The sequence below is a fragment of the Halalkalicoccus jeotgali B3 genome (assembly GCF_000196895.1).
GTDB classification, from domain to species: domain Archaea; phylum Halobacteriota; class Halobacteria; order Halobacteriales; family Halalkalicoccaceae; genus Halalkalicoccus; species Halalkalicoccus jeotgali.
The window spans coordinates 2206789-2222490 of the sequence record NC_014297.1 but is presented as its reverse complement, the minus strand read 5'-3'; the positions used below and the strand labels follow the sequence as shown (position 1 = coordinate 2222490).

The window sequence follows — 15702 nt, the reverse complement described above, 5'->3', positions numbered from 1 at the left end:
CGGCGGCGCGATCACTCGCGTTCGAGCCACATCGCCTGGCTTTCGGTCGGGTTGTACAGCGCGAAGCTGTAGATCCCCTCGTCGAAGGGGTAGATGCCAAAGCCGGTGATGTCGGTGTTGCTCACGGCCGTCATCAGGTCGAAGTGGGTGAGCGAACTGTAGCGTTGATCGGCCAGCAGCCGCCAGATCTCGTCGTAGCGCTCGGCCCGAAGCTGTTCGTCCTCGACGACCGCGATGTCGAAGCGTGCGGCGTCGACCAGTCGGTCGAACTCGGGGTCGCTGATCCCCGTCAGGTTACAACACTGCCCGATGTTCGCGGTGCCGTGGAGCGCATCGCAGAAACTGCCGGGGTTGAACGTCCCCGAGAGCCCGATACACGGGATGATTCCCCCGTCGGGGTACTCGGGATCGAGCACCCGCGCGATGTAGGCGTTCCACTCGTAGGTCTCGACCGAAGTCTCGAAGTACTCCGTCTGGGCCATCGACTCGGCGATCAACTCGACCATCTGCACGCGGTCGGGGTTGTCCGCATTGGTTTCGAGAGTGACTTCGAGGGGGTACTCAAGCCCGAGGTCCTCGCCGACCTCGTCGAGAAGCTCCCCGGCGCGTTCGGTGTCGTACTCGTTTGCGGGGCGGAGTTCCTCTTCGAGGGCCTCGGGGTCGGTCGTGCCCGACTCCTCTGCGAGTTCGGGGATGGGCGTCCAGGCCGGGCGCGCCCACCCATTGAGGACGTTCTGGACGATGTTCTCGCGGGGGACGAGGTGGTTGACAGCCGTTCGCAGGCGCTGGTCGCCCCACGGCTCGACGTTGACCGGGTACTGGATGTACTCGTACCCGCCGGTCTCGATGCCGGTAACGGTAAAGCCGTCGTCCGAATTGAACTCGTCGAGGGTGTCGGTCGCCAGTCCGGTCGTGATGTCGATCTCGTCGTTCCGGAGCGCGGCCGCCCGGTTCGCGGCGTCGGGGACGATCTCCATCTCGATGGCGTCGACGAGCGGGCCGTCGGGGAACTCCTCGGGGCCGTCGAACCAGTCGATCGAATCGACGCCCATGGCCTCGACCCAGTATTCGTTGAACTTCGAGAGCTCGTAGTACTGTTCGTCCGAGAAGTCCTCGAACTGGTAGGGACCGGTCCCGATGGGTTCGTTACCCTGGCGGGGATCGATCGCCCCGTCCTCGAGGCCGGCCTGTTCGGTCGTGAATATGTAGATCCCCGGAAGCTGTCCTTCGGCCTCGGCGTCGGGGACCTGTGCGAACAGATCGACCGTGTACTCGTCGATTGCGCGGGCGTGCAACAGCGAGTCGAACGTCTGGGCCGAAACGTCGGAGTTCTCGTAGCGCTCGACGCTGGCAGTGACGTTCTCGGCGGTCAGCTCCTCGCCGTTGTGAAACTGGACCCCCTCGCGGAGCCGGTAGCGATACTGCATCCCGAAGGTGCCGTCGTCGACGGCCGCCGAGGCCTGTTCGGGCGTGATGACGCGGACCCCGTCGCTCTCTAGGGGATCGTCCTCGGGGTGTTGCATGATCACCTGCTCGTCGGTTTCGAAGACGCCCTCCTCGTCCGTGCTCACGCTCGTCATGTAGTCGGCGTAGGCGGTCCGGTCGATGTCCTGGGTCTCGACCAGCTCGTAGCTTTCCGCGAGCCACGGGTAGTAGTTGCCCTCCCGGTCGTTCGTGATCAGGGTCTCGAAAACGAAGTTCTGAGCCTGCGTCGAGGTTGTGTCCGTACTGTAAGGCGGATCGAAGGAGGCGACGTTCGCGCCGACCGCACCCCGAAGCGTCCCACCTTCCTGTAGATCGGCGAAATCGACCTCCTCGCGGTCGCTGACCTCCGGACCACTTGAATCCTCCTCGTCATCGTTGTCGCCGCCGAGACAGCCGGCAACGCCCGTGACGCCGGCCGCCCCCATCCCCTGTAGGAGCCGGCGCCGGTTGATATCATCCATGAGATTATTGTGACCTTCTGGCATACTTTTTTTGTGTCGATCGTATACATATATATGTACCGATTCCTGTGGTATGTAAGCTTCGTATTTACACGATACTTGAGTTTAATATAGTGTACGTATGGAAATCGGCAAATAGTAGGGCATATCGTCACAAATCTTCCGAAAAGAAATACATGCCGTTAACTACATCATTGATAGTTCATTATCGGGTCGGTCGCGCACCTCGTGGCACTCACACCACGAGGAACTTCGCGAACCCACCCACTGGGTGGCGATCCCGTCGGGTCGGTCAGCCGTCGCCCCGTTCGTCGACGATGACGACCTCCCCATCGACGACGTCGACGTTGATCAGGGTCTTGACCGCGTACGGCGAGGCGTCGATTTTGTTCTCGCCGCCGACCTTCTTGATCACCGCGACGACGTCCTCGACCTCCGCACCGATGTCGCCGAGCGCCTCGGTGATCGCTTTCAGGGTGCCGCCCGTACTGAGGACGTCGTCGAGCACCAGTACGCGGTCGCCGGCCTCGACGTCGTTGATGTACATCTGGTTCTCCGAGTAGCCCGTCTCCTGGAAGAGCGCGACCTCCCCCTCCAGACCGTACTGGCGCTTTCGGATGACCACGAGCGGGATGTCCGTCATCAGCGAGACCGCAGTCGAGATGTGGATGCCCATTGCCGCGGGCGTGACGATCTTATCGACGTTCTCGAGGCTCGCCTTGCGGATGATCTTGATGACGATCTCACGAAGCAGACTGGGTTCGAGCATCGGCACACCGTCGCTGATGGGGTGGACGAAGTAGTGATAGCCGTCCTTCTCGATGATGGGCGCGTCCTGCAGCGACCGGCGCAACTGATCCATGCCGTATCTACTCGATCCGCCAGTAAAACCTGCCGATCCGCCCGTGTCCTACTTCCGAACGATCCCCTCGAAATACCCCGACATCACGACCGTCCCCTCCTCGTTCCGGCAGACGGCGCTCCCGCTGGCCTCGTACCGGTCCTCGCGTTCGGTGACGGTCTCGGTCGTCCACTCGCAGGTGATGGTCTCGCCCGTGTAGACCGGCCGCCGGAAGTCGTACTCCATGGTCCGGGCGATGAACTCCTGCTCCCCGCCGACCTTCGTGGGGATGGTCGCCGTCAGCAGGCCTTGGACGATCAGTCGCCCCTCCTCGTCGGGGTCGGTGTGAATCGACTGGGTGTCGCCCGAGATCTCCCCGAATCGCCGGACGTCCTCGGGGGTGAACGTACGCTCGTGAGTATAGGTGTCGCCCTCCCGTGGTGGCTCGGCTGGCATCGAACCGACCGTCGAACCGATGGAGAATAAAGCGCGGGGAAGCGGCCAGCGCTACGGTAGCGGTACCAGCCCCTGGTGGGGGCCGGCGCGGCTCGCCGTACCGTCTTTTTCGTACAGGGTTTCACCGAGTGACCCGCAGGGCGACAGCGCGAGGGTATCCGAGGTGGAAACACGTGCTTAGAGGAAGACCAGCACGAGCAGCACGATCGTGAGCGCGAGGACGATCAGCATGATCGTCCCGCCGATAGTCGTCCGGAGGTAGAGTCGCGCGGACTCGCTGTCAGCGTTCGTCCCCGCGACGCCCGTGCCGCCGTCGAACCGGCGATCCGAGGACGCCCGCGAGCCCCCGTTGGCGGGGCTGTGATCGCCGACGAGCCACGTCGGGAGCCGTCGGGTGACCCGCCCCACCGCGAGAACGGGGTGATTGGCGAGCCAGTAACACCGCCGAACGACCGCGACGACGGCCCGGTCGACCGCGGCGAACGTCTCGGTGACCGCGAGCACGCTCACCCGACCGGTGTAGAAGACCAGCGGGTTCAACACGCGGTCGACGTCGTGGACGTGCCCGAGCGCCGAGAGGGGTTTTCTAATGACCGCGAAGCCGACCACTGCGATGGCCACCAGCACCGCCGAGTCGGTCAGGTGTCCCGGGCTGTAGGGATGCAGGTCGAGCTCGGCCGAGAACGGCAGCAGGTCGATGAACGTGGGCCAGAAGACCCCGACCCCGAGACAGACGACGCCGACCGAGAGCATCCCCACCGTCTGACCGGGTTTGGCGTCCTTTACGTCGGTCGTCGCCGGGCCGTGGAGGAAGGCGTAGTAGCCCAGTTTGATGAACGACAGGAGGGTGCCGACCGCTCCGGCCATGAGCAGCCAGTACAGCGCCTCGTACTCGGGCGCGCCGTAGTAATGGGGATCGGCGGCGTCGAGGATCATCCCCTTGCTGATGAAGCCGTTAAAGCCCGGGATCGCCGTGATCGAGAGCGCCCCGAACAGGTAGCCAAGCGCCGTCAGGGGCATCTCGCGCCACAGTCCACCCAGTTCGTAGAGGTCCTCCTCGCCGGTACGATAAATGATGACGCCGACGGCCATGAACAGAAGCGCCTTGAAGAGGATGTTGTTGAACAGGTGGGCCATCGCGCCGGCGACCCCGATGGCGCTGCCGATCCCGATCCCGGCGACGATGTAGCCAAGCTGGGCCTGGATGTGGTAGGACAACAGCGCGCGCATGTCGTGTTGGAGCAGCGCGAAGGTCGCGCCGTAGACGGCCATCAGTCCGCCCATGTAGGCGAGATAGAGATGGCCGTCGGGGAACGCCTGATAGAGGACGTACGCGGAGCTCTTCGTGGTAAACACCGAGAGGAACACCGACGCTGCGATGTGCGGGCGCGGATAGGTATCGGGCAGCCAGGTGTGCAGTCCGATGAAGGCACAGTTGATACCGACCCCGAGCGCCGCGAGCAGCGCGGGTGCGCCGGGGGCGATGCCGCCTTCGAGTGCGAGGCTGCCGGTCTCGACGTAGTGCCAGGCGACCGCCCAAATGAGCAGTACACCGCCGGTACCGTGGGCGATGGCGTAGCGAAAGCCCGCCCGGACGGCGTCGCCGCCGTAGACCCAGACGACCAGTGTGCTCGTAACGGCCATCAGCTCCCAGAAGAACAGTATCGTGAGCCAGTCGCCGGCGAAGATCACGCCCGCCACCGAGGCGACGTAGGACATCACCAGCGCCATCGACGACTTCGGCAGGCCGCTGGAGGCGGCGTAGGCCACCGCGGCGGTCCCGAGGAAGCCAAAGCCCAGTCCCAGCAGTCGCGAGAAGTCGTCGACGAGGAGTAACTGGGCGTCGAAGCCCAGAAAGACCACCGGGAGGTACTCGCCCGGTGGGACGACCAACGAGACGACGAAGACGTAGATCGTCGCGAGCGCGCTCACCGCATACCCCGCCGTCCGTGGGAAGAGGGTGACGAGCAACGCGGCGAACAGGACCACGAGCGCCGGAGGGACGCTCGCGAGCAGGTCGACCGGGGTCATGGGACGACCACCCCCGTCACGGTCTCGACGATGTAGCCGGCCAGATCGAAGAACACCGCCTGCGCGGGAACGACCCCCAGAACGATCGCGCCGGTCGCGATGACGCCGATGGGGGCGAGCATGAGCCACGTGCTCTCGGTCCACGGGGTTCGGCGCTCCCAGCCCTCGTCGGGCGGCCCGCCGCCGTGGTGGTCGTCGTGATCGTCGGGTTCGTAGCCCGGGTCGTCCGTGTGATCGCTCGGGAACTGGTCGACCGCGTAGCCGTCTTCGTGTTCGGGGTCCTCGATCCGCTTGCCCCCGTCCGTGAGCCGTCCCACGCTAACGCCGTAGGACTCGGGTTTCCCGCCCATCGGGAACTCAACGAGGGGTTTTGCGTCGTGACGGTTCTCGCTCTCGAAGTAGGCCGTGTAGACGATCGGCCAGAAATAGGCGATGTTCAAGAGACCGCTGAGGATCAACGATCCCGAGAATATCGTCCCCAGCAGCGGGCTCATCGTCGCGCCCTCGGCCCCGATGACGCCGATACCGCCGGCGCCCAACCCCCCGATTAGCATGTAGTACTTGCTGACGAAGCCCGCGACGAGGGGAATGCCGGCCATACCGGCCGCGCCGACCGTGAAGGCGGCCATCGTGAAGGGCATCCGCTTGCCGATCCCGGCCATCTCGCTGATGTAGTCGGTGTGGGTCTCGACGTGGATCGATCCCGCACAGAAAAACAGCGTGAGCTTACAGAACGCGTGGGCGGGGATGTGAAAGAGTCCGCCGAGGATCGCATACGGGTGCAGCATCGACAGTCCCAGCACGATATACGAGAGCTGGGCGGTCGTCGAGTACGCGAGCCGGCGTTTGAGGTGGTCCTTGCGCAGCGCGATGATCGAGGCCGCAGTCAGGGTAAAGGCCGCGACGATCGCAAGCGGGATGTGCACCCCGAGGTCCGCAGCGAGGTCGGGCCCGTAGACGTCGAGGACCACCCGCGAGATGCCGAAGGCGCCCGACTTGACGACCGCCACCGCGTGCAACAGCCCCGAAACCGGCGTCGGCGCAACCATCGCGTCCGCGAGCCACGAGTGGATCGGCATCAGCGCGGCCTTCACGCCGAATCCCGTCACCAGGAGGCCGAACGCGAGGCGGGCGAACCACGGGTCGGTGCCGGCCGCTTGTGCGAGCGCCGGGATCCCGCCCGCGACGAAATCGACGGTGCCGGCCATCTGAAAGACCAGCACCGTGCCCGCGAGCACGAACACGCCGCCGCCGAAGAAGGTGTAAGCGAGGTACTTCCGGCCGGCGATGCGGGCCTCCGCGTCCTCGTCGTGGGCGACGAGGGGGTAGGTCGCGACCGACAACAGCTCGTAGAAGACGAAGATCGTCACGAGGTTCTGTGCGAAGGCGATGCCGACGGCCGTCGAGAGGCTCACCGCGAACGCGGCGAAAAAGCGCGTCTGATTGGGTTCGTCGAGCCCGCGCATGTAGCCCGTCGCGTAAAACGCCGTGAAGATCCACAGGAACGAGGCCAGCAGGGCGAAAAACAGCCCGAGCGGGTCCGCACGCAGGGCGAACTCCACGCCGGGGAGGAAGGTACCGAAACTCCAGACGTAGACCGTCCCCGAGAGCACGCCCGGTAGCATGCTCGCGACGATCCCGAACTTCGCTAGCGCGGCCAGAACCGACCAGCTATCTCGGATGTTGGGATGGCGATACGACGCGACGATCGCCCCCGCCGCGAGAAACGAGACGAGGACGGCCGCGAGCGGTCTGATGCTAGCTACGTCAACCATTGAGAACCACCTTGACGAACGGACCGAGCAGCGAGTCGAAGACGCTTCCCGAGAAACCGAGCGCCACGACGAGAAGCGCCGCGAACACCGCAGCGCCGAGCATCCCCGCCGAGACCGGGTTCCGGGTGGTGGCCTCGGCGTCGTTCTCCGCGCCACCGTCGGCCGCGACCGCGCGCTCGGCGGCGTGGACGTCCCCTGTGGGCGGCGTGAAGTACATCTTCTCGATCAGCCGCGCGACGTACGCGAGCGTCAACATCGTGCTCAGGAAGACCACGACCGCGACGGGCCAGATCCCCGCCTCGACCGCCCCGACGGCGATGTACCACTTGCCGACGAAGCCGATCGAGGGCGGGACGCCGACCAGCGCGAGGCCGAGCACCGCGAACGTGCCCGCCGCGAACGGTGCGCGACGTGCCAAACCGGCGTACTCGTCGACGGTCCGGGCGCCAGTTTTGGCCGCGACGACGCCGAAGGCCAGAAACAGCCCCCCCTTCATGATCGCGTGGCCAAGCAGGTGGACGAGTCCACCCAGAAGCGCCGTCTCGTTGGCCAGTCCGTAGGCGAGCACCACGAGGCCGAACTGCGAGACCGACGAGTACGCGAGAGTGCGTTTGATCTCGGTTTGGATCACCGCGAGGGCGGTCCCCGCGAGCACGCTCACCGATCCGAACGCGACGATAACCTCGGTGACGTGGGGGGTCGCCACGAGAAACTCGATCGTGAACACCGAGTAGATCACCCGGAACAGCGCGTAGGCCGACACCGTCGAGACCAGCGCCGATATCAGCGCCGTCACGCCGTCGGGCGCGCGCTGGTAGGCGTCGGGCTGCCAGGTGTGAAGGGGAAACAGCGCGATCTTGATCGCGAAGCCGACGAAGACGAACGCGAAGGCCGCAAGCACCAGCGGGTTCGCGTACCCGCCCTCGGCGGCGGGGATCGACGCCGCCAGATCGACCATGTTCAGGGTGCCCGTCGCGAGGAACAGAAAGCCCACGCCGATCAGGTACAGCGAAGCCCCGACCGTGCCGATGATCAGGTACTTGAGCGCGGCGACCGCCGACTCGCCCGACTCGCCCTTCGCGATCAACGCGTAGGTCGTCAGTCCCGTGATCTCGAGGAAGACGAACATGTTGAAGACGTCGCCCGTCAGCGAGAGCCCGAGCAACCCGCCCACCAACAGGAGGTAGGCGCTGTAGAAGCTGGTACCTCGCGGGCCGCCCCGGCGGGTGTACGCGAGTACGCCCGCCGAGACGCCGGCCACGAGCACGACCACGAGCGCCGAGAGCCGGTCGGCGACGAGTTCGATCCCGATGGGCCGGGGGAAGTTCCCGACCTCGTAGACGATCGTCCCGCCCGAGAACACGCTGGTAGCGAGCCACACCGCGAGTCCGAACAGTGCCGTCGTCGTCAGCGCGGCGATCGACCAGCCCGCCCGACCGTAGCGAACCCCGAGCAGCAACGAGAGGGTCGCCGCGAGGATCGGGGTGACGATCAACAGGACGGGGAGCTGTTCAATCATCCGCACGCACCTCCCGGAGGACGTCCTCGCGGAGCGTGCCGTACTCGGTGTAGATCCGGATGATCAGCGCGAGCCCCACCGCTGTGAGTGCGATCCCGACGACGATGGCCGTCAGGACGATCACGTGGGGCAGCGGGCTGACCAGTACCGCGGTCGGGCCCGCCGGGTCCTTGGGCACCACCGGCGCGGAGCCGCCCTCGATGTAGGCCGCGGCGACGAAAAACAGGAAGATCGCGGTCTGAAAGAGGTTGACCCCGATGACCTTCTTGACGAGGTTCTGACTCGCGATTACCATGTACAGCCCCACCGACAGCAGGACGATGAACACGACGTAGGCATAGCGGGTGGCGAGCAGTTCGAGCATCACTCCTCACCCCCCGTCTCGGGCCCGCGCGGTCGGTCCGCCTGCGAGCGCTCGGGTCGCGCGAGGGTCTCGGCGGTAAAGCCCGCGGCCGTGACGAAAAACAGCCCGATCACGGTGCCCGAGACGATCGCGGCGATCCCGAGGATCTCGACGCTCTCGATGCCGTACCGGACGGGGTGGTGGATCGGCAGCAGGTCGTACTGGAGGAAGGCCCCACCCCGGGCCATCGACACGAGTCCGATCGTCCCGAACGCGAGGACGCCACCGGCGATCAACCCGACGACCGCGGCGTTGCTGAGCCACTCGCGGGTGGGTTCGATCCCGAATGCGAAGGCGATCATGAGGATCACCGTCCCGATGATCGCCCCGCCCTGAAAGCCCCCGCCGGGCGCGTCGGCCCCGTGGAACGTGATGAAGAGGCCGTAGGTCAGGACGAACGGCGCGACGACTTTTACGGTCGTCATGATTACCTGACTCTCGACGTACGAATCGTCGTTCAGACCGTCCGCGCTCACGGCGACCACCCCCAGTCGCCGCTCTCGCAAGCGCCAACGAGGCCCAACGAGGTGTGGACGACGTTTGTGAGTTCGTTCATGCGAACACCTCCCGATCGAGGACGAGCAACACGGCAACGGCGGCCCCGAAGACGACGACCGCCTCACCGAAGGTGTCGAACCCCCGGTAGGCGGCCAGCACCGCCGCGACGGTGTTCTGGACGCCGGTCTCGGCGTAGGTGTTTTCGAGGTAGTACTGGGTCACCTCGGGGTTCGACCAGACGGGCGCGCTCTCGGCGCCGATCGCGGGCATCGCGGGCAGGACCGCCGCCCCCAAAACGAGCGCGAACGCCCCCATCGTGATCGCACCGGGGACGTGGATCGACTCGAACAGCGCGTCCGTCGGTGGGCGCACCGTTTTGGCGATCGTCAACAGCAGGAGGATCGTCGTCACGCCCGCGCCGATGGCCGCCTCCGTCAGCGCCACGTCGGGCGCGAGCAGGTAGGTGTAGACCAGCGCCATCCCCAGACTGTAGGCCGCAAAGACGATGATCGCCGAGAGCACGTCCCGGAACAGCGCCGTCGCTAGTGCCGTCACCAGCACGAACACGAGCAGCGTCGCAACGATGGGCGTGATCATGGCTCGTCCTCCCGCCAGGGTTCGACCCCCGACTCGTAGGCCGCCCGCGCGATGGCGTGGGCCGCCGTCGGGTTCGTAATGAAGATGAAGACCAACAGCAGGACGGTAAAGACCGTCTCCGCGCGCCAGCCCAGTCCGAGCGCGACCCCCGCGAGCGCCAGTCCGGCCCCCAACGTGTCGGTCTGGGAGGCGGTGTGGGCCCGCGCGTAGACGTCCGGCAGGCGAAGCACGCCCACCGTCGAGACGAGCGTGAAGAAGACGCCGCCGACGACGAGCGCGACGATCAGCGCCACCCGAAGGGTCTCGATCATATGATCCCCCCGCGTTCGACGGTGAACTTCGAGATGGCGATCGACATCAGGAAGTTGAGCAGCGCGTACACCAGCGCGATGTCGAGGAACCACGACTCGTCGAGCCCGACCGCGAGCAACGCGAGGATCACCACGGTGTTGGTCCCCAGAACGTTGACCGCGAGGACCCGGTCCTGCATCGTCGGCCCCTTGACCGCACGATAGAGCATCGCGATCGCGAGCACGACGAACGCGACGGCTCCCCATATGAAGACGTCAGAAAGAAGGCTCACGACTCCTCACCTCCGAGGATCTCGGTGTCGCCGCGCTCCTCGGGGCTGGCGATCCCGGCGGCGTTTCGCCCGTAGAAGACGAACCGCACCGCGCGTTCGAGCCCGCCGTCGAAGAGGTCCTCGCGGGCGTCCGTGATCAGCGTGTGGACGAGGAGGTTCCGGTCGTTCGCCCGAACCGTCAGCGTCCCCGGCGTGAGCGTGATGCTGTTTGCAAGCGTCGTCAGCGGGAGGCCGTCCCGGACGGCCGACCGAACGCGGGTCATCTGGGGCTGGATCGGCATCGACGGCCGCAGGATGACCAGCGAGACGGCGACGTTGGCCTTGACGATCTCGAAGAGGAGATACGGGACGTAGACGAGGAATCGCGCCACCCGAACCGGCGTCCGGCGGATCGACGGCGGGGACGAGAACGTCACGTGATCGAGGGTGACCGCGACGATCAGCCCCGCGACCGCCCCCGTCGCGAGGTCGAACCAGTAGGTCGGGTCCCCGAGGACGAGATAGAACCCGAACGCCACCGCGAACAGCGTGAAAAACCGGCTCGCGCCGCCGGCCGTGACGAGCCGTCCCCGGCGCGTCTTGGGCTCGACGGGGGCCTCCTTGAACTCGATGCCGCGTTCGGCGAGGCGGTGTTCGATGGGCCGAAGCATCGGCGCGCTGGCTCCGGGGCGGTACTCCGGGTCGATCAGCACGCGGTCGATGTCGTTTTCCCGGGCGTACTCGGCGAGGCAATCGGCGTAATCGCGCGGGCCGAACAGGTAGCGATCGGCCCCGACGACGGCCGTCTCGACGGTCACCGAACCCTCCCCGAGGTCCTCGTCGGCCCAGGCGCGAACGCGATCCAGCAGCGACTGGGCCGCCTCGACCGACTCGCGCCCACCCGGCGTCCGCTCGTCGTCGGTCACCGCGGCGACGAAGTGGATCTCGACGCTCCCCTCGGCCGCGCGGGCGGACTCGGTAGCGTAGCCGACGGTCCGTCTGAGCGTCACGGACCGCTCGACCGGCACGAGGACCCGTTCAGTCGCCACGAACGACCCCTCCCGGTGGTGAGTTGTCCCTACTCATAGCTGGGGCCCATACTACTGGAATCAAACGCGACTCATAGGAAAACGATTTCGTTATTCTTCGCCCCGGGCGACCCCGTCCGCGATGCGGACCCCGAGTTCCGCCGCGACCGCCGCGCCGATCTCCGCTTTCGACCCCCGGCGCTCCGTGACGTCCCCGTCGACGAACAGGGTGCGGGTCTCCTCTTCGCCCATCACGCTCGCGTCGTTTGCGACGACGAAACTCATCCCCACCCGGTCGGCGATCGCGCGGGCGGCCTCGACCATCGCCCCGTCGTCGCCGCTCGTCTCGGTCTTGAACCCGACGATCGGCAAGTCGGGGTGTTCCTCCCGGACGGCATCGACCACCTTCGGGCTCGGCAGCAGGTCGAGCGAGAGGTCCTGTCCCGAGCGGATCTTCTCGGCCTCGGGTTCGACGGTGTAGTCGCTGATCGCCGCGACCGAGACGTACGCGTCGGCCCCGGCGGCCGCTTCGAGAGCCGCCGCCGAGAGTTCGGCGCTGCTCTCGACGCGTTCGACCGCGGCGTAGGTCGCCGGATCCGCCTCCTCGCCCGCGGTCAGCGGGTGCGGACCGACGAGCGCGTGGATCAGCGTCACCTCGGCGCCGGCGACGTAGCAGGCCCGCGCGACCGCCCGCCCGGTCTTGCCCGACGAGCGGTTGGTCAACACCCGCACCGGATCGATCGACTCGGCGGTCGCACCCGCCGTGACGACGATCCGCTCGCCCGACAGCGCCGAGGGTGTCGCCGCGCGGGCGGTCGCCAGCGCGATGGCGTCGGCGGTCGCGATCTTCGCTTTCCCCTCCTCGATACGGGGGGAGACGAACCCGACGCCCCAGCCCTCGACGCGCTCGATGGCCTCGAGCACGCCGGGGTGGTCGTACATCGGCTCGTGCATCGCGGGGGCGATCACGACCGGCAGGTCCGCGCCCAGCGCGGTCGTCGCACACGTCGTGACGGGCGTGTCGTCGATCGCGCTCGCGATCTTGCCGACGGTGTTGGCCGTCGCGGGCGCGATCAACAGCACGTCGGCCCACCCCTCCCGGCCACAGAGGTCGACGTGTTCGACCCGCCCCGTGATCTCCGTGACGACCTCGTTGTCGGTGGCGAACGCGACGCTCCAGGGGTGGACGATCCCCCGCGCGCTCGGGCTCATCACCCCCCTGACGTTCGCACCGCGCCGGCGCAGTTCGTGGGCGATTTCGACCGTCTTGACCGCGGCGATCGACCCCGTGATTCCGAGCGCGACGTTCACTCCCGAGAGCATCTACCCACCCTTCTCGATCCGGGGGGTTAAACGTAGTCGCTCCGGAGCCCTCGCGCCTCGACGGCCGAATCATCTAGTCAAACCGCACCAGTCCGAACACATACATAATGGATCGACGAGGTACGAGCATGAGCGGACGTTCGCGTCGACTCTGCGGCATCGCCCTCCTCTGTTTCCTCGTCGCGCTCGCCGGCTGTGCCGGCGTCGGAACCGACGACCCCGGGTCCGGCGACGGCGACCCGGTCGAGAGCGAGGGTGGCGATTCCCCGGAAACCGACGTCGAGAGCGGCGAGGATGGGACCAGCGACGATACAACGGACTCCGGTGGGAGCACTGACTCGCCGGACCAATCGGGCGATTCGGAGCCCTCGGATTCGGGCGAGTCACCCCCCGATACGTCCGGCGAGTCTGAGGGATCCGACGGGAACGACGGCGACAGCACCAGCGACGGGAACGACTCGAACGGGGTAGACGCGTCGGCCGAGGAGGACGATGCGGGTAGCGACCCGTCGAACGAGCCGACTGACTCGGCGGGCGGGTCCTCGGACGCCGACGCCGAGGACGACAGCGCCGACTCGGTGAGTTCCGAGGACGGGACCGCCGACGAGACCGACGGGTCGGCGTCCGCACGCGGGCCGGCCGACGGCACCGAGTGGACCGTCACGATCGATCGGGTGATCGACGGCGATACGATGGAGGTCACCTTCCCGAACGGCGAGACCGACACCGTCCGGCTGCTCGGAGTCGACACCCCCGAAACCTACGGTCAGAGCGATCCCGAGGAGTTCGAGGGGATCCCCGACAACACGGACGGGGCGGACTGGCTCGCCGACTGGGGCGACCGGGCGACGGCGTACGCTACCGAGGAACTCGACGGGGAGGAATTCCGCATCGCGATCGATCCCGAGGCCGACCGGCGTGGCTCTTACGGCCGACTCCTCGTTTACGTCTACATGGACGGGGAGTCGTTCAACCGCGCGCTGATCGACGAGGGACTGGCCCGGATGTACGACTCGCAGTTCTCCGAGCGACCCGAGTACGAGAACGCCGAAGCCGAGGCCCGGAGCGAGGGTGTCGGCCTGTGGGGCTTCGAGGGATCCACCGAGGAACCGCCCGCGGACGACGGAGGTGGGACCGAGAGCCCGCCCACTGGCGATACCGGCGACCTCGACTGTTCTGATTTCGACACCCAAGAGGAAGCCCAAGGAGTCTACGACGAGGACACGAGCGATCCCCATCGTCTCGACGCCGACAACGACGGCGTGGTCTGTGAGACGCTCCCCTGAGATCACTCCTCGGCGAGGCTCGGATGGGGCGTCGGCTCCCCGTCATGGGGCTCGGCGAACCACTCGCGCATGGTCTCGCGGCTCTCCTCCGCCCGGCGCTCGCGTTCTTCCGCGTCGATCTCCTCACAGCCCGGCGGGACCTCCCGGCCGCGGTCGGTGAAGTAGCCCTCGGGGACGACCCAGTCGTTGTAGAAATGCACCTCGGAGTCGTGAATCAGCGTCAGGGCGACCTCCGCGCCGTGGCCCGCCGCGATCACGGCCTGGTGGTACCGACGGGCGATCCGGCCGGCGGCGTAGAGGCCCTCGACTGCGGTGCGGCCCTCGTCGGTTTCGACGTACTGTTTGCTCCCGCGACGATCGAGGTCGACGTCGAGGGCTTCGAGGTAGCTCGAATCCGACCACGAGGCGGCGATCACCCGATCGGCTTCGAAGAGCGCGCCCCCGGCGGTCGCGACCTCGAAGCCCCCGCCGTCCTCGGCGTGCGTGACCTGCGTGACCTCCCTCTCGTGGATCTCACAGCCGGCGCGCTCGGCCTGTGTGCGCGTCATGTCGACGAACAGCCGCGAGTCGACGCCCGCGGGGAATCCGGGATAGTTCTCCAGGTGGGCGTTGCGCCGCAGGATCGACTCGCCCGCGGTGAGGACCACCGTCTCCAGTCCCGCCCGCGCGGTGAAGGTCCCCGCCGTGAGCCCGGCGACCCCGCCGCCGACGATCAGTACGTCCGCGTCCGTCTGCCCGGTTGTCTCCATGCCCGCACTCGACGGCGTTTGCTCGTAAGGGTGTCCATCGTTCCGGAGGGGTCGGTCACCGATCCGAGAAGCCGAACACTTAGGGCGGGATCATCCCAACAGGGGGTGTGGACGAAGTCGAACTGAGCACGGTCGTCTATCTGCCGCCAGCGGAGGTCTACGAGTTCCTCATCGATTTTCCCCGGTACGCGAACTACTCGAAGTACCTCACCGAGGTCCGCCAGCACGGCGACGGCTCGCCCGGCACCGAGTACGATCTCCAACTGGAGTGGTGGAAACTCTCCTACACTGCGCGCTCGGAGGTCACGGAGGTGAACCCGCCCCAACGGATCGACTGGCGACTGGTCAAGGACATCCACGCCCGCGGGCACTGGCGTGTCGAGGAGGTCCCCGAGGAGGCCCCGGACGGCGAGGGGACCGCCTCGCGGGTCTACCTCCACGTCGGGTTCGACCCGGATTCGGCCAGTTCGAGCGCGCTCGATCTCCCGACGTTCGTCTCGCTTGGGTGGGTGATCGAGAAGGTCAAGCCCAAGATCGAGGAGGAGGCCGAACGCATCGTCGAGCGGATCGTCGCCGACCTCGAGGGCGAACCCCGCGAGGTGGATCTGGAGGTCCACCGGACGCCCGACTCCGTCTGAAGGGAAATACCCATACCTGCCGGCCCCAAACCGGCGAGCAATGACAGTAG

General features: G+C 66.7%; 16 protein-coding genes. 2 read left to right on the top strand and 14 right to left on the bottom strand.

Annotated elements, in window-relative coordinates; genetic code table 11:
* Positions 1-11 precede the first annotated feature (11 nt).
* The 13 genes from HACJB3_RS11625 to coaBC all read right to left on the bottom strand — a co-directional run bounded on the left by HACJB3_RS11625 (position 12) and on the right by coaBC (position 12979).
* Complete coding sequence (locus HACJB3_RS11625; RefSeq protein WP_008416593.1) at positions 12-1946, bottom strand: ABC transporter substrate-binding protein; 1935 nt, start codon at positions 1944-1946, stop codon at positions 12-14.
* A 292-nt stretch (positions 1947-2238) separates the two neighbouring features.
* The gene (gene hpt, locus HACJB3_RS11620) at positions 2239-2808 is read right to left on the bottom strand and encodes a hypoxanthine/guanine phosphoribosyltransferase (RefSeq protein ID WP_008416596.1); all 570 of its coding nucleotides are present in this window, start codon (positions 2806-2808) and stop codon (positions 2239-2241) included.
* 48 nt (positions 2809-2856) lie between these two features.
* Positions 2857-3243 carry a MaoC/PaaZ C-terminal domain-containing protein gene (locus tag HACJB3_RS11615; RefSeq protein ID WP_008416597.1) on the bottom strand — a complete coding sequence of 129 codons (387 nt, stop codon included), beginning with the start codon at positions 3241-3243 and terminating at the stop codon, positions 2857-2859.
* Positions 3244-3420: 177 nt separating this feature from the next.
* Entirely contained in the window at positions 3421-5274 is a 1854-nt protein-coding gene (locus HACJB3_RS11610; RefSeq protein ID WP_008416598.1) for a Na(+)/H(+) antiporter subunit D, read from the bottom strand.
* Positions 5271-7049, bottom strand: coding sequence for a proton-conducting transporter transmembrane domain-containing protein (locus HACJB3_RS11605; protein WP_008416599.1), 1779 nt, complete (start codon positions 7047-7049; stop codon positions 5271-5273). Before HACJB3_RS11605 ends, HACJB3_RS11610 begins: the two co-directional genes overlap by 4 nt.
* Positions 7042-8568, bottom strand: a complete 1527-nt coding sequence (locus HACJB3_RS11600; protein ID WP_008416600.1) for a monovalent cation/H+ antiporter subunit D family protein — start codon at positions 8566-8568, stop codon at positions 7042-7044. The genes HACJB3_RS11605 and HACJB3_RS11600 overlap by 8 nt, the downstream gene beginning before the upstream one ends.
* A complete protein-coding gene (locus HACJB3_RS11595) occupies positions 8561-8932 on the bottom strand; it encodes a cation:proton antiporter subunit C (RefSeq protein WP_008416601.1) in 372 nt (123 codons plus the stop codon). The genes HACJB3_RS11600 and HACJB3_RS11595 overlap by 8 nt, the downstream gene beginning before the upstream one ends.
* On the bottom strand, positions 8932-9456 hold the full coding sequence (locus HACJB3_RS11590; protein ID WP_008416602.1) for an MnhB domain-containing protein: 525 nt from the start codon (positions 9454-9456) through the stop codon (positions 8932-8934). The genes HACJB3_RS11595 and HACJB3_RS11590 overlap by 1 nt, the downstream gene beginning before the upstream one ends.
* Positions 9457-9523: 67 nt before the next feature.
* Positions 9524-10066 carry a DUF4040 domain-containing protein gene (locus HACJB3_RS11585; protein WP_008416603.1) on the bottom strand — a complete coding sequence of 181 codons (543 nt, stop codon included), beginning with the start codon at positions 10064-10066 and terminating at the stop codon, positions 9524-9526.
* The gene (mnhG, locus tag HACJB3_RS11580) at positions 10063-10377 is read right to left on the bottom strand and encodes a monovalent cation/H(+) antiporter subunit G (protein WP_008416604.1); all 315 of its coding nucleotides are present in this window, start codon (positions 10375-10377) and stop codon (positions 10063-10065) included. Before mnhG ends, HACJB3_RS11585 begins: the two co-directional genes overlap by 4 nt.
* A complete protein-coding gene (locus tag HACJB3_RS11575) occupies positions 10374-10649 on the bottom strand; it encodes a cation:proton antiporter (protein WP_008416605.1) in 276 nt (91 codons plus the stop codon). The genes mnhG and HACJB3_RS11575 overlap by 4 nt, the downstream gene beginning before the upstream one ends.
* Entirely contained in the window at positions 10646-11677 is a 1032-nt protein-coding gene (locus HACJB3_RS11570; RefSeq protein ID WP_008416607.1) for a monovalent cation/H+ antiporter subunit E, read from the bottom strand. Before HACJB3_RS11570 ends, HACJB3_RS11575 begins: the two co-directional genes overlap by 4 nt.
* A gap of 90 nt (positions 11678-11767) precedes the next feature.
* Positions 11768-12979 (bottom strand): bifunctional phosphopantothenoylcysteine decarboxylase/phosphopantothenate--cysteine ligase CoaBC, encoded by a 1212-nt coding sequence (gene coaBC / locus HACJB3_RS11565; protein ID WP_008416608.1) that lies wholly within the window; start codon positions 12977-12979, stop codon positions 11768-11770.
* A 128-nt stretch (positions 12980-13107) separates the two neighbouring features.
* Between coaBC and HACJB3_RS11560 the strand changes: the two genes are divergently transcribed.
* Positions 13108-14265: a thermonuclease family protein gene (locus tag HACJB3_RS11560; protein ID WP_008416609.1), complete on the top strand. Its 1158-nt coding sequence runs from the start codon at positions 13108-13110 to the stop codon at positions 14263-14265.
* Between the two features lie 2 nt (positions 14266-14267).
* On the opposite strand, the gene HACJB3_RS11555 is transcribed toward HACJB3_RS11560, so the two are convergent.
* Entirely contained in the window at positions 14268-15014 is a 747-nt protein-coding gene (locus HACJB3_RS11555) for an NAD(P)/FAD-dependent oxidoreductase (protein ID WP_008416610.1), read from the bottom strand.
* A 107-nt stretch (positions 15015-15121) separates the two neighbouring features.
* On the opposite strand from HACJB3_RS11555, the gene HACJB3_RS11550 reads away from it, so the two are divergent.
* Positions 15122-15652, top strand: a complete 531-nt coding sequence (locus HACJB3_RS11550) for a type II toxin-antitoxin system RatA family toxin (protein WP_008416611.1) — start codon at positions 15122-15124, stop codon at positions 15650-15652.
* Positions 15653-15702 lie beyond the last annotated feature (50 nt).